Source organism: Kribbella sp. NPDC026596, from assembly GCF_040638415.1.
Lineage (GTDB): Bacteria > Actinomycetota > Actinomycetes > Propionibacteriales > Kribbellaceae > Kribbella.
This window is the reverse complement of record NZ_JBEZYF010000003.1, coordinates 38,561-56,177: the sequence shown is the minus strand read 5'-3', so window position 1 is coordinate 56,177 and position 17,617 is coordinate 38,561. Positions and strand designations below refer to the sequence as shown.

14 protein-coding genes are annotated in these 17,617 nt (G+C 68.5%); 8 read left to right on the top strand and 6 right to left on the bottom strand.

What is annotated here, in order from left to right; all coding sequences use genetic code 11:
• Positions 1–2: 2 nt before the first annotated feature.
• Entirely contained in the window at positions 3–974 is a 972-nt protein-coding gene (locus AB0E63_RS03070) for a hypothetical protein (protein WP_360360455.1), read from the bottom strand.
• Positions 975–1,042: 68 nt separating this feature from the next.
• Between AB0E63_RS03070 and AB0E63_RS03065 the strand changes: the two genes are divergently transcribed.
• The 4 genes from AB0E63_RS03065 to AB0E63_RS03050 all read left to right on the top strand — a co-directional run bounded on the left by AB0E63_RS03065 (position 1,043) and on the right by AB0E63_RS03050 (position 5,941).
• Entirely contained in the window at positions 1,043–1,654 is a 612-nt protein-coding gene (locus AB0E63_RS03065) for a VOC family protein (protein ID WP_360360452.1), read from the top strand.
• Positions 1,655–1,788: 134 nt separating this feature from the next.
• Positions 1,789–2,625, top strand: a complete 837-nt coding sequence (locus AB0E63_RS03060) for an MIP/aquaporin family protein (RefSeq protein WP_360360449.1) — start codon at positions 1,789–1,791, stop codon at positions 2,623–2,625.
• Between the two features lie 39 nt (positions 2,626–2,664).
• Positions 2,665–4,182: a glycerol kinase GlpK gene (gene glpK, locus AB0E63_RS03055; protein ID WP_360360446.1), complete on the top strand. Its 1,518-nt coding sequence runs from the start codon at positions 2,665–2,667 to the stop codon at positions 4,180–4,182.
• Between the two features lie 46 nt (positions 4,183–4,228).
• A complete protein-coding gene (locus tag AB0E63_RS03050) occupies positions 4,229–5,941 on the top strand; it encodes a glycerol-3-phosphate dehydrogenase/oxidase (RefSeq protein ID WP_360360443.1) in 1,713 nt (570 codons plus the stop codon).
• A 105-nt stretch (positions 5,942–6,046) separates the two neighbouring features.
• Here the strand turns inward: AB0E63_RS03050 and glpK (AB0E63_RS03045) are convergent, their stop codons facing one another.
• From glpK (AB0E63_RS03045) to AB0E63_RS03025, 5 genes are read right to left on the bottom strand one after another with little or no spacing between them, the layout of a single operon-like run.
• Entirely contained in the window at positions 6,047–7,564 is a 1,518-nt protein-coding gene (gene glpK / locus AB0E63_RS03045) for a glycerol kinase GlpK (protein ID WP_360360440.1), read from the bottom strand.
• A gap of 21 nt (positions 7,565–7,585) precedes the next feature.
• On the bottom strand, positions 7,586–8,344 hold the full coding sequence (locus tag AB0E63_RS03040; RefSeq protein ID WP_360360437.1) for an IclR family transcriptional regulator: 759 nt from the start codon (positions 8,342–8,344) through the stop codon (positions 7,586–7,588).
• A 45-nt stretch (positions 8,345–8,389) separates the two neighbouring features.
• On the bottom strand, positions 8,390–10,909 hold the full coding sequence (locus AB0E63_RS03035; protein WP_360360434.1) for an FtsX-like permease family protein: 2,520 nt from the start codon (positions 10,907–10,909) through the stop codon (positions 8,390–8,392).
• Positions 10,909–11,658 carry an ABC transporter ATP-binding protein gene (locus tag AB0E63_RS03030; RefSeq protein ID WP_360360431.1) on the bottom strand — a complete coding sequence of 250 codons (750 nt, stop codon included), beginning with the start codon at positions 11,656–11,658 and terminating at the stop codon, positions 10,909–10,911. Before AB0E63_RS03030 ends, AB0E63_RS03035 begins: the two co-directional genes overlap by 1 nt.
• A gap of 49 nt (positions 11,659–11,707) precedes the next feature.
• On the bottom strand, positions 11,708–12,598 hold the full coding sequence (locus AB0E63_RS03025; protein ID WP_360360428.1) for a PD-(D/E)XK nuclease family protein: 891 nt from the start codon (positions 12,596–12,598) through the stop codon (positions 11,708–11,710).
• 127 nt (positions 12,599–12,725) lie between these two features.
• On the opposite strand from AB0E63_RS03025, the gene AB0E63_RS03020 reads away from it, so the two are divergent.
• The 4 genes from AB0E63_RS03020 (at position 12,726) to arc (ending at position 17,602) form a co-directional block, all read left to right on the top strand.
• On the top strand, positions 12,726–13,589 hold the full coding sequence (locus AB0E63_RS03020) for an intradiol ring-cleavage dioxygenase (RefSeq protein WP_360360425.1): 864 nt from the start codon (positions 12,726–12,728) through the stop codon (positions 13,587–13,589).
• 48 nt (positions 13,590–13,637) lie between these two features.
• Entirely contained in the window at positions 13,638–14,789 is a 1,152-nt protein-coding gene (locus AB0E63_RS03015; protein ID WP_360360422.1) for a site-2 protease family protein, read from the top strand.
• A 41-nt stretch (positions 14,790–14,830) separates the two neighbouring features.
• Entirely contained in the window at positions 14,831–15,787 is a 957-nt protein-coding gene (locus tag AB0E63_RS03010) for a tRNA (adenine-N1)-methyltransferase (protein WP_360360419.1), read from the top strand.
• 69 nt (positions 15,788–15,856) lie between these two features.
• Positions 15,857–17,602, top strand: coding sequence for a proteasome ATPase (arc, locus tag AB0E63_RS03005; protein WP_360360416.1), 1,746 nt, complete (start codon positions 15,857–15,859; stop codon positions 17,600–17,602).
• The last annotated feature ends 15 nt before the right edge of the window (positions 17,603–17,617 follow it).

Below are 17,617 nucleotides of genomic sequence, written 5' to 3'. Positions count from 1 at the left end.
GATCAGTTCGACGGGAAAGTGAGGTCCTGCGGGTTGGTAGCGATGGCGGACTTCGCGATGCCACAGCTCATCGTGAGACCTGCGGGCACCCAGCATTTGAGCAGGTTGACGGGTTGGTCGCCCCCCGGCGCATCGGCGGCCGTGAAGGTGGTGTCGTTCAGCCATTGCCCGAACGTCGTCGGCTGCGCGCCGGTGACGATCACATATTGTCGGCCGTGGCCGTCGTACACCCGCAAGGTTCCGCCGGTCGCGACCACGTACTTTCCGGTGCCCTCTGGAGGCATGTCCAGGTAGGCGTACGTGCTGAACTCCGCCAGGGCGGACTTGACCACCACCGGGTACGACGGCCGGATCAGCTGTCCGAGGTGCGTGCGGACGTCCAGCCGGAACAGTCCGCCGGTCGTCGTGAAGTACGCCGAGTTGCCGTCGAGGGCGACCAGGCCGCCGGTGGGCTGGGCCGGTGGGGAACTGTGCGCCCCGCTCGGGCGGTTGATCTGGTACACGACGTCGTCGGTGCGGAGGTCCCGGATGATCGTGCGGGTGCCGCTGGTGGTCGGCTCCTCCCAACCGGCCAGCGCGCCGGATGCGACCACCGGGCTGTCGCTCGTAGCGTCGGCCAGCGTCCGGGTGGTCCGGCCGTCGGCCAGCTTGATCTGGTCGCGGTCGGCGAACACGAAGCCGACGTCGGTCTGGACGTAGCGCGCCAGGCGGGTGGTGCCGGTCGAGATCTCCGCGTCGCCGAAGTGGATCACGCCGTTCAGAGCGTACGTCGGACGCCGTTCGGTGAACGGGATGGGTGGCTTGGCCGCGGGCTCCGCGTCGTCCCGGATCATCCGGACCGCGCTCAGCCCGGCCGCGACCACGACGAGCGCGACGACCGCCGTACCGAGAAGGGTGCCGGCCCGCCGACGGCGGATGCGGCGCTTGCCCTGCGCGATGACGGCGTCGCCCATCCAGTCCCCTCCGTCGGACACATCCTCACCCGCCCTGACGTTCTGAGAGTCTCAAATGGTTGGTCCACGGAAGTCGTACTGTCGGGGGCATGCTGGATCACCTCGCGTTCGCCACCCCGGATCTCGCCGCGACCATCGCCTGGTTCGCCGAGGCGACCGGGGTCCAACCGGCCGAAGGTGGTCGTCACGACGGCCGTGGCACCCGGAACTACCTCGTCGGGCTCGGTCCCACGGCGTACCTCGAGATCATCGGGCCGGACCTGGAACGCCCGGCGACCGAGCCCGTGCCGTTCGGCATCGACAAGCTCGAGGGCGAGCGGCTGATCACCTGGGCGATCCACCCGGACGACATCGAGTCGGCAGCGGAGGCCGCGCGGCAGGCGGGCGCGGACCTCGGGTCGATCGTGTCGATGTCCCGGACGACCCCCGCCGGTGACGTGCTCAGCTGGCGGCTGACCGTCGCACAGCCCTCGCCGTACGACGGTGTCGTGCCCTTCCTGATCGACTGGGGCACGAGCCGCCATCCCGCCGCGTCCGGGCTACCGATGGTCGAGCTGGTCGAGTTCAGCGCCACACATCCACGGCCGGCCGAGGTGAGCGCCGTACTCGAGGTGCTCGGGGCGGAGCTGCCCGTCAGTGCTGGTGAGCCGGGCCTGCGGGCCGTGATCGCCGGGCCGGGAGGTACCTGTTCGCTGCGGTGAGATTACCGAGTGTCGCAGCGGCCGGTCGGGAGGAGAGCGTTCGACAATGTCGAACGACGAGCGTTGTGCCGCCTCGCGATCGCTCCTAGATTCCGGACAGCCGTGGTCGTCACGGCGTGGAAGGGAGGTTCGGCATGGCTACGACCGAAGCGGTCAAGGCAAGAACCCTTCTGGGGGAGTGTTCCGCGGAGTTCGCCGGAACGTTCATCCTGATCCTGTTCGGTGTGGGTGTGGTCGCCCAAGTGGTGGCCGGCGGCATCGGGGATCACGACTCGATCGCATGGGCCTGGGGTATCGGCGTGATCATGGGTGTGTACGTCTCAGCTCGGTTGAGCGGCGGCCACATCAACCCCGCGGTGACGATCGCGCTCGCGACGTTCCGTGGATTCCCCTGGCGCAAGGTGCTGCCGTACATCGGCGCGCAGTTCCTCGGCGCGTTCGCGGCGGCCATGGTGGTCCGCTGGAACTACGACAAGGTCCTGGAGAAGTTCGACCCCGGCCTGACCATCAAGAGTCAGGGCGTGTTCTCCACCCTGCCGGGCAACGGCAGCACGGAGCTCGGAGTCGGCATGTGGGGCGGCTTCCTCGACCAGATCATCGGCACCGCGATTCTCATGATGGTCATCCTGGCCATCGTCGACCTGCGCAACGTAGCGCCCGCGGCGAACCTCGGCCCGTTCATCATCGGTCTGCTGGTCGTCGGCATCGGCATGGCCTGGGGCACCCTGGCGGGCTACGCGATCAACCCGGCCCGTGACTTCGGCCCGCGGCTCGCCTCCTACCTCACCGGCTACGGGGGAGCGTTCAAAGACCAGTTCGGTGATCCCTACTTCTGGGTCCCGATCGTCGGACCGATCATCGGTGCGCTGATCGGAGCGCTGCTCTACGACCTCCTCGTCGGCCGCCACCTGCCGGTCGGCGAAGCGGACGAGGAGCCCGGCCGGATCCCCGAGGAGGAGACGACAGCATGATCCGCAGCACGACAGCGCAGTGTGAGGAGAGGAATTTCCATGGCTGACTTCGTCGGTGCCGTCGACCAGGGCACCACGAGCACCCGCTTCATGGTCTTCGACCACTCCGGCAATGAGGTGGGCATCCACCAGCTGGAGCACGAGCAGATCCTGCCGCAGGCCGGCTGGGTCGAGCACAACCCGGTGGAGATCTGGGAACGGACCAGCGCGGTCATCCGGACCGCGATGAACGCGCAAGGTCTGCAGGCGAGCGACCTGGCCGCGGTCGGCATCACCAACCAGCGAGAGACGACGGTGGTCTGGAACCGGCGGACCGGCCGTCCGTACTACAACGCGATCGTCTGGCAGGACACCCGGACCGACCGGATCGCCTCCGCGCTGGAGCGCGAGGGCAAGGGCGACGTGATCCGGCAGAAGGCCGGGCTCCCGCCGGCGACGTACTTCTCCGGCGGCAAGATCCAGTGGATCCTGGAGAACGTCGATGGCGTCCGGGAAGCGGCCGAGGCCGGTGACGCCGTGTTCGGCAACACCGACACCTGGGTGCTGTGGAACCTCACCGGCGGTACCGACGGCGGCGTCCACGTCACCGATGTCACGAACGCCAGCCGCACGATGCTGATGAATCTGGAGACGCTCGATTGGGACGACGAGCTGATCTCGTTCTTCAACATCCCCCGGCAGATGCTGCCCGAGATCCGGCCCTCGTCGGACCCGAACAAGTACGGCGAGACGCTGGCGAACGGCCCGTTGGGCGGAGTGATCCCGCTCACCGGTGACCTGGGCGACCAGCAGGCGGCGACCGTCGGGCAGGTCTGCTTCAACCCCGGCGAGGCGAAGAACACCTACGGCACCGGTAACTTCATGCTGCTGAACACGGGCACCGAGCTGGTCCGGTCGAAGGCCGGACTGCTCAGCACGATGTGCTACAAGTTCGGCGACGAGGCGCCGGTCTACGCGCTGGAGGGTTCCATCGCGGTGACCGGGTCCGCGGTGCAGTGGCTGCGGGACCAGCTCGGCATCATCTCCGGCGCGGCGGAGACCGAGACGCTGGCCCGGCAGGTCGCGGACAACGGCGGCGTGTACTTCGTGCCCGCGTTCTCCGGTCTGTTCGCGCCGTACTGGCGGTCCGACGCCCGCGGTGCGATCGTCGGACTGTCCCGGTTCAACACCAACGCCCACCTGGCCCGAGCAACACTGGAAGCGATCTGCTACCAGAGCAAGGACGTCTCGGACGCGATGGAGAAGGACTCCGGCGTCAAGCTGGACGTGCTCAAGGTGGACGGTGGCATCACCGCCAACGAGCTCTGCATGCAGATGCAGGCCGACATCCTCGGCGTGGCGGTGAGCAAGCCGGTCGTCGCGGAGACCACGGCGCTCGGGGCGGCGTACGCGGCCGGCTTGGCGGTCGGCTTCTGGAAGAACAAGGAAGAGCTGGTCCAGAACTGGAACGAGGACAAGCGGTGGGAGCCGCAGTGGAACGACGAGCAGCGCGCAGCCGGGTACGCCGGCTGGCAGAAGGCGGTCCAGCGGACGCTCGACTGGGTCGACGTCGACTGACCTGGCTGTCTCGGTAACAAGCAACGGAATCGGAAGGAACAGCACAGTGGGCGTAGTGGCTCTGTCACCGCAAGCGAGGGCCGAAGCGATCGACGCGATGGCCGACGGACGGGAACTGGACGTCCTGGTGATCGGTGGCGGGGTGGTCGGCACCGGGTCGGCCCTGGACGCCGCGACCCGGGGCCTGACCACCGGACTGCTGGAGGCGCGTGACTTCGCCAGCGGCACCTCCAGCCGGTCCAGCAAGCTGATGCACGGCGGTCTGCGCTACCTGGAGATGCTCGACTTCCGGCTGGTGCACGAGGCGTTGCAGGAGCGCGGGCTGCTGCTGCAACGCCTGGCACCGCACCTGGTCAAGCCGGTGCCGTTCCTGTACCCGCTCCAGCACCGCTGGTGGGAGCGGTTCTATGCCGGTGCCGGCGTCGCACTGTACGACGGGATGGCCGTCAGTTCGGGTCACGGCGCCGGCCTGCCGCTCCACCGGCACCTGACCCGCAGCGGTGCGATGCGGCTGGTGCCGAGCCTGAAGAAGTCGGCCCTGGTCGGCGCCATCCAGTACTACGACGCCCAGGTCGACGACGCCCGGCACACGATGGAACTCGCCCGGACGGCGGCGTCGTACGGCGCTCTGGTCGCGAACCGGGTCAAGGTCACCGGCTTCCTGCGGCAAGGTGAGCGGGTCACCGGGGTGCAGGCGAAGGACCTGGAGAGCGGCCGTGAGTTCGAGGTCCGGGCCAAGCAGGTCGTGAACGCGACCGGCGTGTGGACCGACGACACCCAGGCGATGGTGGGGGAGCGCGGTCAGTACCACGTGCGCGCCTCGAAGGGCATTCACCTCGTCGTCCCGAAGGACCGGATCCAGTCCAGCACCGGGATGATCCTGCGGACCGAGAAGTCCGTGCTGTTCATCATCCCGTGGGGCCGGCACTGGCTGATCGGCACCACCGACACGGACTGGCACCTGGACAAGGCCCACCCGGCCGCGACCAGCAAGGACATCGAGTACCTGCTCGACCACGTGAACGCCATCCTCACCACGCCGCTGACCCGCGAGGACGTCGAGGGCGTGTACGCCGGGCTGCGTCCGCTGCTCGCCGGCGAGTCGGAGAGTACGTCGAAGCTGTCTCGCGAACACGTGGTCGCGCACGCCGCGCCAGGTCTCGTGGTCGTTGCCGGCGGCAAGTACACGACGTACCGGGTGATGGCCAAGGACGCGATCGACGCCGCCGCGTCGGCACTCGACGGCCGGGTACCGCAGTCGGTCACCAAGACCACCCCGCTGGTCGGCGCCGACGGCTACCAGGCCCTGTGGAACCAGCGGCACCTGATCGCGCAGCGCTCCGGCCTGCACGTGGCCCGGATCGAGCACCTGCTCAACCGGTACGGCGCCCTGGTCGACGAAGTCCTCGCCCTTGTCGAGGAGGACCCGTCGCTCGGCGAGCAGCTGCCCGGCACCCAGGACTACCTGAAGGCCGAGATCGTGTACGGCGCCAAGGCCGAAGGCGCCCGGCACCTCGACGACATCCTGGCCCGCCGGACCCGGATCTCGATCGAGGCCTGGGACCGCGGTGTCGGCGCCGCCGAGGCCGCCGCCCGCCTGGTCGCCCCGATCCTCGGCTGGGACGAGGCAACCATCGAGCGCGAGGTCTCGTTCTACCTGCGCCGCGTCCAGTCCGAGCGCGACTCCCAGGACCAGCCCGACGACGAGTCCGCCGACAAGGTCCGCCTCGAAGCCCCGGACATCGTGTCGCCCGCCTGACCAGGCCGATGGGGAGGGCCGGCTGACGCAGCCCTCCCCGGTGCATATCAAGCGTTTGACAGCAACATCGCGGATGATGCTCTTCGAGGCTCGCCGAAAGGCTTGCTAGAGGTCCTGGTCCTCGGGGCGGATCCAGTTGAACGTGCGTTGCACGGCGGCCTTCCAGTTCGCGTACTCCGCCTCCCGGCGAGCCGGATCCATGTGCGGAATCCACTGCCCGGCGCGATGCCAGTTGCTGCGCAGCCCTTCGAGATCGGGCCAGTAGCCGACCGCCAAACCGGCCGCGTACGCCGCCCCGAGCGAAACGGTCTCGGTCACCATCGGGCGCACCACCCGTACGTCGAGCAGATCGGCCAGGAACTGCATCAGTAGGTTGTTCGCCGTCATCCCGCCGTCGACCTTCAACGCCGTCAGCGCGATCCCGGAGTCGGCGTTCATCGCGTCGACCACCTCGAGCGTCTGGAACCCGGTCGCCTCCAGCACCGCCCGGGCCAGATGTCCCTTGGTGATGTAGCCGGTCAGCCCGGCGATCACCCCACGCGCCTCGCTGCGCCAATGCGGCGCGAACAAGCCGGAGAACGCCGGCACGATGTACGCCCCACCGTTGTCCTCGACGGTCCGGGCCAGCGTCTCGATCTCGGCCGCGGTGTGGATCATCCCGAGCCCGTCCCGGAACCACTGCACCAGCGAGCCGGTCACCGCCATCGACCCCTCCAGCGCGTACGACGCCGGCTGGTCACCGATCTGGTACGCGACCGTGGTGAGCATGCCGTGCTTCGACCGGACGATCTCCTGCCCGGTGTGCAGCAACAGGAACGAGCCGGTGCCGTACGTGCACTTCGCCTCGCCCGCGCTGAAGCAGGTCTGCCCGAACAGCGCGGCCTGCTGATCGCCCAGGGCCGCGCCGATCCGGACGCCGGGCAGCACCTCGGTCGCGGTCGCGAAGACCCCGGACGACGGCCGGATCTCCGGCAGGATCGCGCGCGGTACGTCGAACGCCTCGAGCAGCCGGTCGTCCCACTGGAGCGTCTCGATGTTCATCAGCATGGTCCGGCTGGCATTCGTCACATCAGTGACGTGCAGTCCGCCGGACGCGCCGCCGGTGAAGTTCCAGATCAGCCAGCTCTCCATGGTGCCGAAGTAGATCTCGCCGCGCTCGGCCCGCTGTCGCAGACCGGGCGTGTGGTCGAGCATCCACCGGATCCGCGGCGCGGAGAAGTACGTCGTCAACGGCAGGCCGCACAGGTCGGCGTACCGGTCCGGACCCTCGTCCTCGGCCAGCTCGGTGACGAGCCGGTCCGTCCGGGTGTCCTGCCAGACCACCGCGTGCCCGATCGGCTGACCGGTGAACCGGTCCCAGAGCAGGCTGGTCTCCCGCTGGTTGGCGATGCCGATGGCAACGATCTGGGACGGCACGGCGCCGATCTGCCGGATCGCCGCCGGGACCACCCGGGTCACGTTGTTCCAGATCTGTCCGGCGTCGTGCTCGACCCAACCCGGTCGCGGAAACAGCTGCGGGTGCTCACGCTGGGCCACCGACACCAGTCGCCCGCGCCGATCGAAAAGGATGCATCGTGTCGAGTTCGTCCCCTGGTCGACGGCCGCCACGTACTGCTCAGCCATCGAGCCACCCCCGTCGAACCATCAGGTGTCCTCCCGCAGGTCTCGGCCGATCGCCTCGGCGGTGGCACGAACCATGGTGACCAGGTCGCCGCGATGCCGCAGCCGGCTGTCGCAGATCCGTTCGATCCGGCCGACCAGTCCCACCCCGCCGACGACCAGGCCGCCGAGTCCGCGGATCGGCGCGGCGATACCGGCAATCTCCACAGTGAGCTCCTCGAACTCACTGGCCCAGCCACGGGCGCGCACCGCGGCCAGCTCGTCGGCCAGCCGGACCGGGTCTGTGATCGTCCGGGTGGTGAACGCCTCCAGCTTGCGCGGGCGGGCGGCGCCGCTGGTGTCGAACGCGAGTACGGCCTTGCCGAGAGCGGTCGCGTGCGGCGGGAGCGTCGTACCGACGTCGAGGTCCTGGTCGCTGTCGTCCGGGCGGAAGACGTGGTGGACGACCACGACCTTGCCTTCGAGCAGGCGGCCGACGCGGACCACTTCGCCGCTGCGGGAGGCGAGGGAGTCGGCCCAGTTGATCGCCCGGCTGCGCAGCTCGTTCGGATCGAGGTAGCTCTCACCGAGCCGGCCGAAGGCGTCACTCAGGTGGTAATGCGCGCCACTGTGGTCCTGCTCGACGAAGCCGACCTGATGCAGCGTGCGCAGAATGCCGTGCACGGTCGTCTTGGCCAGCCCCAGTGCATTGCCGAGATCCGCGACCCCAAGTCCGTCGGGCGCGGCGGCTAGCAGTCGGAGCACAGCCGCAGCCCGCTCGATCGACTGCACAGTGCCCGGCACAACCGCAGGCTACCCGTGAAAACACTGCGTGGCAGTAGGTCGCGGTCACTCCGAGGCGATCGCGCGCAGGACGTCCAGGCGGGCTGCGCGCCGTGACGGCCAGACCGCAGCGAGTACGCCGACGATGCCGGCGGCCAGTACTGCGATCACCAGCTGAAGCACGGGGATGTCGCGGACGTTGAGCCCGTTGTCGACCATCGCGGCCTGGATCGACGCACCGAACGCCACTCCGATCGCCAGCCCGAGCAGGGCTCCGAGCAGGGAGATCGCGATCGACTCGACCCGCAGCATCCGGTTCAGTTGCTGGCGATCCATCCCGATCGCCCGCAGCAGGCCGATCTCGCGGGTCCGCTCGACCACGCCGAGTGCGAGCGTGTTCACGATGCCCAGGATCGCGATCAGGATCGCCAGCGCGAGCAGCATGCCGAGCGCGGCGAGGATGCCGTTGACCGGCCCGCGCGCGCCGGCCGCGTACCCCTGCTGATCGCGGACCTGGATCGACGGATAGTCCTTCAGCTGCCCGAGGATCGTGGCCCCGACCGGCCCCACTTCGGTGCCTTGGGCAACTTCGACGTACAGGACCGTGTCACTCGGAGCGCCGCCGACGGCCTCGTACGCCGGGAGCGAGAGGACGACCGTGTTCAGCTGGCGGTTCGGGGCCAGGATGCCGCCGACGGTGAGGCGGTGCTTGCCCGTCGTCATGGCGAGATCGAACGTTTTACCCACGCTCAGGCCGAGGGCCTTCGCCAGGTTTCGGGGCAGGACGGCCTGGCCGTCACGCAGTACGGCCGCCGAGCCGGCGTCGAACTTCGTCACGATCGGCCCGTCGAGGGTGCCCTCGCTGACGCCGCTGACCTGCACCGCCGTGTCGCCGACCTGTCCCGCCTGCTGCCTGACCTCGTGGACCGACTTGACGCCGGAAACCTTCCCGACCCGGTCGGCGACCTGCGTGCTGAAGCTGTCCGGACCATTGGAGGTGATGACCAGTTCGGAGCTGCCGAGGGCGTCCGCGATGTTCTGGTTGATCGACGCCTTGGCCGACGCGGCGATGACGAGCAGCCCGCTGACCAGCGCGACCGAGATCATCAGCGCGGAGGCCGTGGCCGACGTCCGCCGCGGATTGCGCTCGGCGTTGCGTCGGCCGAGCGTCACCGCGGCCTTGCGACCGAGCGGCCACATCAGCGCGCGAACGACGTACCTGCTGATCAGCGGGCTGATCATCACGACGGCGAGGACTGTCAGCCCGGCGCCGAGCCCGATCAGGACGGCGCCGGGGAGGTCGCCGGCGTTCAGGCCGATCAGGGCCAGCATCAAGGCCATCAGCAGCAGGAACCCGCCGATCAGGACACGGACGAGCAGCGAGCGTTCCGGCAGCGCCACGTCGTCGCGCATCGCCGCGACCGGCGGAAGCTTCCCTGCCCGGCGAGCCGCCGGGTACGCCGCCGCGATCGTCACGCCGACGCCGATCACGTAGCACGCGATCACGGTGGCGGGGCTGATCTGCAGCGCCGCGGTCGGGATCTGGAGGTCGAGGTGCTGGTAGAAGAACTGGATGCCCGCGGCCACACCGATGCCGATCAGCAGGCCGAGGGTCGAGCCGACGACACCGATGACGAGCGCCTCGGCGAGGACCGCGCCGGTGACCTGGCCGCGGGAGGCGCCGATCGCCCGGAGCATCGCCAGTTCGCGGGATCGCTGCGCGACGACCATCGCGAACGTGTTGACGATCAGGAACGTGCCGACGAACAGCGCCAGGCCGGCGAACATCACCAGCACGGTGCTGAAGCCGCCGAAGGTGTTGTCGAGGTCGTGCTCGCCGTCCGCCGCGACCTGCGGGGCGGTGCGAACCTTGACCGAGTCTCCGATGGTCTGGGCGATCACCTTGCGCACGGTGCCGGGGTCGGATCCGGGGGCGACGGCCACGCTGATCGAGGTCCAGCCCGGTTTGCCGAGCAGGAGGAGTTGGGCGGTCGTGGCGTCGAACGTGACCAGCGGGGCACCGGCCGAGACCCCGGACAGACCGGGCGTGGTGATCGCTGTGAGCTTGGCGGTGACGGATCTGGTCGGCGTGACGATCCGGACCTGGTCGCCGAGGTCGTAGCCCACCCGGGTCGCGGTGGACTGGTCGAGGCCGAGCTCTGCCACACCTGACGGCGGTTCGCCGTCGACCACTTTGAACGGCGCGTTGCGGGAATCCCGGGTCCACGCGGCGCCGAAGCTGGTCAGGCCATAGGTCTCGATCGGCTTCCCGTCCGGGCTGAGGATCTGTACGTCGCTGACCAGGAGCTGCGGGTTCGCACTCGCGACACCGGGTACCGCGGCGACCCGCTCGACCACCTCGGACTGGAAGGTCGCGGGCCGGTTCGCGCCAGCCTCGATCGGGCTGGCCGGTGTCACGGTGATGTCCGCCGTACTGATGCTGAAGTTCTTCTTCAGTGCGGTGGACAGCGTGTCGGTGAAGACCATCGCGCCGCCGGCGAAGGCGACGCCGAGCAGGACCGCGACCGTACACAGGACGAAGCGGAGCCGGTGCGCGAGGACCGAGCGGAGACCGAGCTTGAGCATCAGCCGGCCACGGCCGGGTCGAGCTGCTTCATGGTGTCGAGTACGGTCTCGGCCGTCGGGTCGAGCAGCTCGGACTGGAGCCTTCCGTCGGCCAGGAACAGGACCCGGTCGGCGTACGACGCCGCGGTCGGATCGTGGGTGACCATCACGACGGTCTGGCCGAAGTCACGGACCGAGCGATGCAGGAACCCGAGTACGTCGGCCGACGAGCGCGAGTCGAGGTTGCCGGTCGGCTCGTCGGCGAACACCACGTCTGGCCGGGAGATCAGCGCGCGGGCACACGCAACCCGCTGCTGCTGGCCGCCGGACAGCTCCGACGGCTTGTGGCCGAGGCGGTCGGACAGGCCGATCGTGTCGATCACAGTGGTGAGCCAGTCCTGGTCGGGCTTGCGGCCGGCCAGGTCGACGGGAAGCGTGATGTTCTCCAGCGCTGTCAGCGTCGGGACCAGGTTGAACGCCTGGAACACGAATCCGATCCGGTCCCGGCGCAGGTGCGTGAGCTGCTTCTCGGGCAGCCGGGTGAGGTCGACGTCGCCGAGGAAGACCTGCCCGTCGGTCGGCTTGTCGAGCCCGGCCAGGCAGTGCAGCAGGGTCGACTTGCCGGACCCCGACGGGCCCATGATCGCGGTGAACCGGCCCTTGCCGACGTCGGCAGTCACATCGGCGAGTGCGTCGACCTGTGTCTGGCCGCCGCCGTACCGCTTCCACACTCCAACAGCCCGCACCGCAGCCGTGTCGCCCACGCTCATGCGACGAACGCTATCCACCCAGGGTTCCTCCGCGGCCGGGTGGCTGCCCTCAGCCGTCGACGTCGACCAGATCCACCCCGGCGGATTCGGCCGCGACCTCCTCGACCGAGCGGGTGGGAAGTGGCGGGGGTGTGCCGCCCCAGGCCGGGCACAGAGGTTTGTGGTCGCACCAGTCGCAGAGTGGGCCGGGGCTGGGCCGCCAGTCGCCGGACTCGAGCGCCCGGGTGATTGCCGTCCACAACGCGGTGACCTTGCGTTCGCAGGCACGGAGATCGGCCTCGTCGGGCACGTACCGGACGATCTCGCCGTTGCCGAGGTAGACGAGCTGCAGCATCGCGGGAACCACGCCGCGCAGCCGCCAGAGCACGAGCGCGTAGAACTTCATCTGGAACAGCGCCTTGGCCTCGAAGAACTCCGACGGCGACCGTCCGGTCTTGTAGTCGACCACGCGGATCTCACCGGTCGGCGCGACATCCAGGCGGTCGACGTACCCCCGCAGGACCAGGCCCGACTCCAGTGCGGTCTCTACGTACAGCTCCCGCTCGGCCGGCTCGAGCGCGTTCGGGTCCTCGAGGGTGAAGTACTTCCCGAGCAGTTGGTGCGCCTCGGCCAGCCACTTCGCCAGCTCCTCGCCACTCGCGTCCTCGGCGAACAGCTCGGCGACCTCCGGCTCCTCCTCCAGCACGTGCTGCCACTGCGGCTCGAGCATCTCGGCCGCGTGCTCCAGCGTCCGCTGACCACGCGGCAGGTCGAACAAACGCTCCAGCACGCCGTGCACCACGGTGCCGCGAACCGCGGCGGGCGAGGGCTTCTCCGGCAGCCGATCGATGACACGGAAGCGATACTTCAGCGGGCAGCTCATGAAGTCCGCGGCCCGGGACGGCGACAACGCCCCACGCGGATGCCCATGCACATCGACTTCAGCTGCAACAACGCTCATACCCGAAACCCTAGGCCGTTGCGCCGACACTTCGCGTGCGCGCCACCCGAACCTGTGGAAAACCCTTCACAGCGAACTCCCAGCGGACTTTCGGCAGACCATCGGCTCCGGTTGTCACGCTGGTTGCATGAAGCCTCCACCGAAGCCACCTCGTGAACATGACCTTGGCCTGGAGTACGACCTGGGCACGCTGCACCGCCGCCGTTTCCTCGGCCTCTTCGCCGGCGCCGGCCTGGCCGCGGTGGCCGGCTGCTCGGCCGACGACACCGACTCGGTCACGGCCGATCCCACCACGACGTCGAGCTCGCCGACGGCGTCCGCCACCTCCAGCACGCCGACCACCTCCACGACCGCTGGTACGACGGACCTCGACGAGATCCCGCAGGAGACCGGCGGTCCCTATCCGGGTGACGGATCGAACGGGCCGAACGTCCTGACCGAGTCCGGCATCGTCCGCAGCGACATCACCAAGTCCTTCGGATCCGCCTCGGGGGTGGCGACCGGCGTACCGCTGACCGTCGAGCTCACCGTCCTGGACGCCGACAAGGACACGCCGCTGGCGGGCGCGGCCGTCTATCTGTGGCACTGCGACGCCGAGGGCCGGTACTCGCTGTATTCGGACGGCGCGACCGATGAGAACTATCTCCGCGGCGTCCAGGCGGCGGATGGGTCCGGAAAGGTCACGTTCACCACGATTTTCCCGGCTGCGTACATGGGCCGCTGGCCGCACATCCACTTCGAGGTCTACGCGAGCCTGGACGAGGCGACCGCGGCCGGGAAGATCACCCGCACCTCGCAACTCGCCCTGCCCAAGGACGCCTGCGACACCGTCTACGCGACCGACGGGTACGACGGCAGCGCGCAAAATCTGGCCCAGACATCCCTGGAGAACGACAACGTGTTCGGCGACGACGACGGCGTACATCAGCTCGCGACGGTCACCGGAGACACGAGCAAGGGGTACGTCGCCACGCTGAACGTGGGCGTTTGAGGCGGGTATGTAGCACGGTGTTACCTCCGGGCAAGTAGCGTTGGGTCGATGCCAGAACCGCGTGATCCTCAGAGCCCCGCCCAGCCCGCCGGTCCACCGCCGGGGACCTGGGTTCTTGGTCGTATCCGCGGGATCCGGCTCACGATGCGGTTCACCTGGCTTCCGGTGGCGATGCTGCTGGCGATCGGGTTCGCCGCGATCATCGGCCAGCAGTTCCCGGACCTCGGCGGCTGGCGCTACCTGGCGGCGTTCGCGTTCGTGGTGGCGTTCACGCTGTCGATCCTGGTCCACGAGCTGGCCCACGCGCTGATGGCGATGCGGTTCGGCATCCCGGTCTCCGAGATCAACCTCGGGTTCTTCGCGGCCGGCACGCACATCGAGGGCGAGCGGAAGTCACCGCTCGAGGAATTCGCCGTCTCGGTGGTCGGCCCGCTCGCGTCGCTGGTGGTCGGCGGGCTCGCCTACCTCGGCTCCCGCGCGGTCGACGAGGGCGTCGGGTACGTCGCGCTCTGGGAGCTCGGGATCGCGAACCTGATCGTCGGCGTCACCAACCTGCTCCCCGGCCTGCCGCTGGACGGCGGCTGGGTGCTGCGGGCAGTGGTCTGGAAGATCACCGGCAACATGCACAAGGGCACCATCGTCGCCGCCTGGGCCGGCCGGGTGCTCGCGATGCTGGTGCTGGCGGCCCCCGTCCTGATCGAAGAGATCTGGAACCGGCAACCGAGCATCATCGACTTCGTCATCGCGGTGCTGGTCGGCTGGTTCCTCTGGATGGGTTCCACCGCGTCGCTGATGCAGGCCCGGCTGCGCCGAAAACTCCCCGCGCTACAGGTCCGCACCATGGCCCGCCGCGCGATCGCGGTCCACTCCGGTACGCCGATCTCCGAAGCGGTCCGGCTCGCCGGCGAGGCGCAGGCCGGGGCGGTCGTGGTCATCGACGGTGACGGCAAGCCGCACGCGCTGGTGTCCGAGTCGGCCGTCGCCGCGGTCGCGCCGAACCAGCGCCCGTGGACCACTGTGAGCGAGGTCGCGACCCGCATCGGTGCGGGCCACATCATCGGCATCAACGACACCGGCGAGGAGATCCTCGCCACCGTCCGCGAACACCCCGCCTCCGAGTACCTGGTCCTGGACGCCGCCGGCACGGTCTACGGCGTACTAGCCACCGCCGACATAGAACAAGCCTTCCGCAACCGCTGAATTACGGCCGACGGGCGGCCCGAAGTTAAGGTGAGCGCCTTATGGCTGACTTGCGTGACTTTCCTGACCAGGCGTTCTCCGGGGTCCACCACGGCCCGTTGCAGGCGGGGGAGTGGATCACCCTGCAGGACTCCAAGGGCCGCCGGCACTCGGTGTTGCTCGAGCGCGGGAAGACCTTCCACACCACCAAGGGCGGCATCGCGCACGACGACCTGATCGACGGGCCGGACGCGGTGGTGATCAAGTCCAAGGGCGGCGTCGAGTACCTCGCCCTGCGACCCCTGATGGCTGACTACTCGGTTTCGATGCCCCGGGGCGCGGCGGTGATCTACCCGAAGGACACCGCGCAGATCGTCACGATGGCCGACATCTTCCCGGGCGCGAAGGTGGTCGAGGCCGGCGCCGGTTCCGGTGCGCTGACCACCGCGCTGCTGCGGGCGGTCGGGGTGCACGGGCAGGTCGTCTCGTTCGAGCGCCGGGAAGATTTCGCCGAAGTCGCGCGGAAGAACGTGACTGGTTTCTTCGGCGGCGAGCACCCGGCCTGGCGGCTCGAGGTGGGCGACCTCGTCGAGAAGCTGAACGAGCAGGACGTGGACCGCGTCGTACTCGACATGCTCGCGCCCTGGGAGTGCGTTGACGCCGTCGCTGAGGCACTTTCGCCCGGTGGGGTGTTCTGTGCCTACGTCGCCACTACGACGCAGCTGAGCCGCTTTGTGGAGACGCTGAGGGCACACGGCGAGTTCACCGAGCCGCGCGCCTGGGAGTCGCTCGTGCGAGACTGGCATGTAGAGGGCCTGGCAGTGCGGCCGGGCCATCGGATGCAGGGTCATACCGCGTTTCTGGTCACGGCGCGACGGATGGCGCACGGGGTGCAGGCACCCCGCAAGAAGCGCCGGCCCGCGCCAGGTGCGTACGGCGACGATTACCTGGGGCCTCGTCGCGCCGAAAAGTCCGAAGACATGCCGGGAGCAACGGATTCATCCGCAACCGACACGTGATGGGATTCAGCTTGCTCGGTGAGGTTTTCTGGGTAAGGTCCATAGGGTCGAGCCCCACATGGTGAGGTGATGATCGTGGCTGGAGACGAGAGTCCTACCGCGGCAGAGCTGCGTAACCAGGTCCGGTACCTGGAAGCCGAAGTCGCGGCGTTGCGACGTCGGCTGCTCGAGCACCCGGCTGACAGCCGGTCGCTCGAGAGCAGACTGTCCGAAACCCAGGCCTCCTTGGCGAGTGTCACCGCTCAGAACGAGCGGCTGGCCGACACGCTGCGGGAGGCGCGAGAGAAGATCATCGCCCTGAAGGAGGAAGTCGACCGCCTGGCCCAACCGCCGTCCGGATTCGGCACCTTCCTCGGACGGAACGAAGACGACACGCTGGACGTGTTCACCGGGGGCCGCAAGCTCCGGGTGGCGGCCAGTCCCTCGGTCGACCTGGACGCGCTCAAGCTCGGCCAGGAGCTGATGCTGAACGAGGCGCTCAACGTGGTCGAGGCCTGCGATTTCGAGGTCGTCGGCGACGTGGTGATGCTGAAGGAGCTGCTCGCCGACGGCGAGCGGGCGCTGGTGATCGCGCAGGCCGACGAGGAACGGGTCGTCCGGCTCGCCTCGCCGCTGCTCGACATCCCTCTGCGGGCCGGTGACTCGCTGTTGCTGGAGGCGCGCTCCGGATACGTCTACGAGAAGATCCCGAAGTCCGAGGTCGAGGAGCTGATCCTCGAAGAGGTGCCGGACATCGACTACACCCAGATCGGTGGCCTGTCCGGCCAGATCGAGCAGATCCGGGACGCGGTCGAGCTGCCGTACCTGCACAAGGACCTGTTCCTCGAGCACGAGCTCAAGCCGCCGAAGGGCGTCCTGCTGTACGGCCCGCCGGGCTGTGGCAAGACGCTGATCGCGAAGGCGGTGGCCAACTCGCTGGCCAAGAAGGTCGCCGAGCGGACCGGGGTCGACGGACAGAAGTCGTTCTTCCTGAACATCAAGGGTCCCGAACTGCTGAACAAGTACGTCGGCGAGACCGAGCGGCACATCCGCCTGGTCTTCCAGCGCGCTCGCGAGAAGGCATCCGAGGGCATGCCGGTGATCGTGTTCTTCGACGAGATGGACTCGCTGTTCCGTACGCGCGGAAGCGGTGTCTCCTCCGATGTGGAGAACACCATCGTCCCGCAGCTGCTGAGCGAGATCGACGGTGTCGAGGGACTCGAGAACGTCCTGGTCATCGGTGCCTCGAACCGTGAGGACATGATCGACCCGGCGATCCTGCGACCCGGCCGGCTGGACGTGAAGATCAAGATCGAGCGGCCCGACGCCGAGGCGGCCCGGGACATCTTCTCGAAGTACCTGACCACCACCCTGCCGCTGCACACCGATGACCTGAGTGAGTTCGGTGGCGACAAGGCCGAGTGCGTGAACGGGATGATCCAGCGCACGGTCGAGCGGATGTACACCGAGGCCGACGAGAACCGGTTCCTCGAGGTCACCTACGCCAACGGCGACAAGGAAGTCCTGTACTTCAAGGACTTCAACTCGGGCGCGATGATCCAGAACATCGTCGACCGGGCCAAGAAGATGGCGATCAAGGCCTACCTGGACGAGAACCAGAAGGGTCTGCGGGTGCAGCACCTGCTGCAGGCGTGCGTGGACGAGTTCAAGGAGAACGAAGACCTCCCGAACACCACCAACCCGGACGACTGGGCCCGCATCTCCGGAAAGAAGGGCGAACGGATCGTCTACATCCGTACCCTCATCTCCGGCAAGCAAGGCACCGAGCCCGGCCGCTCCATCGACACGGCCACGAACACGGGTCAGTACCTGTAACGAAGTCCGGCCAAC

What these genes read in the sequence shown, in the direction of transcription:
- AB0E63_RS03020 (WP_360360425.1), top strand. Translation starts at nt 12,726, where the DNA reads ATGAAGCCTCCACCGAAGCCACCTCGTGAACATGACCTTGGCCTGGAG.
- glpK (WP_360360440.1), bottom strand. Translation starts at nt 7,564, where the DNA reads ATGGCTGAGCAGTACGTGGCGGCCGTCGACCAGGGGACGAACTCGACA.
- AB0E63_RS03035 (WP_360360434.1), bottom strand. Translation starts at nt 10,909, where the DNA reads ATGCTCAAGCTCGGTCTCCGCTCGGTCCTCGCGCACCGGCTCCGCTTC.
- AB0E63_RS03010 (WP_360360419.1), top strand. Translation starts at nt 14,831, where the DNA reads ATGGCTGACTTGCGTGACTTTCCTGACCAGGCGTTCTCCGGGGTCCAC.
- AB0E63_RS03015 (WP_360360422.1), top strand. Translation starts at nt 13,638, where the DNA reads ATGCCAGAACCGCGTGATCCTCAGAGCCCCGCCCAGCCCGCCGGTCCA.
- AB0E63_RS03030 (WP_360360431.1), bottom strand. Translation starts at nt 11,658, where the DNA reads ATGAGCGTGGGCGACACGGCTGCGGTGCGGGCTGTTGGAGTGTGGAAG.
- glpK (WP_360360446.1), top strand. Translation starts at nt 2,665, where the DNA reads ATGGCTGACTTCGTCGGTGCCGTCGACCAGGGCACCACGAGCACCCGC.
- AB0E63_RS03025 (WP_360360428.1), bottom strand. Translation starts at nt 12,598, where the DNA reads ATGAGCGTTGTTGCAGCTGAAGTCGATGTGCATGGGCATCCGCGTGGG.
- AB0E63_RS03060 (WP_360360449.1), top strand. Translation starts at nt 1,789, where the DNA reads ATGGCTACGACCGAAGCGGTCAAGGCAAGAACCCTTCTGGGGGAGTGT.
- AB0E63_RS03065 (WP_360360452.1), top strand. Translation starts at nt 1,043, where the DNA reads ATGCTGGATCACCTCGCGTTCGCCACCCCGGATCTCGCCGCGACCATC.
- arc (WP_360360416.1), top strand. Translation starts at nt 15,857, where the DNA reads ATGATCGTGGCTGGAGACGAGAGTCCTACCGCGGCAGAGCTGCGTAAC.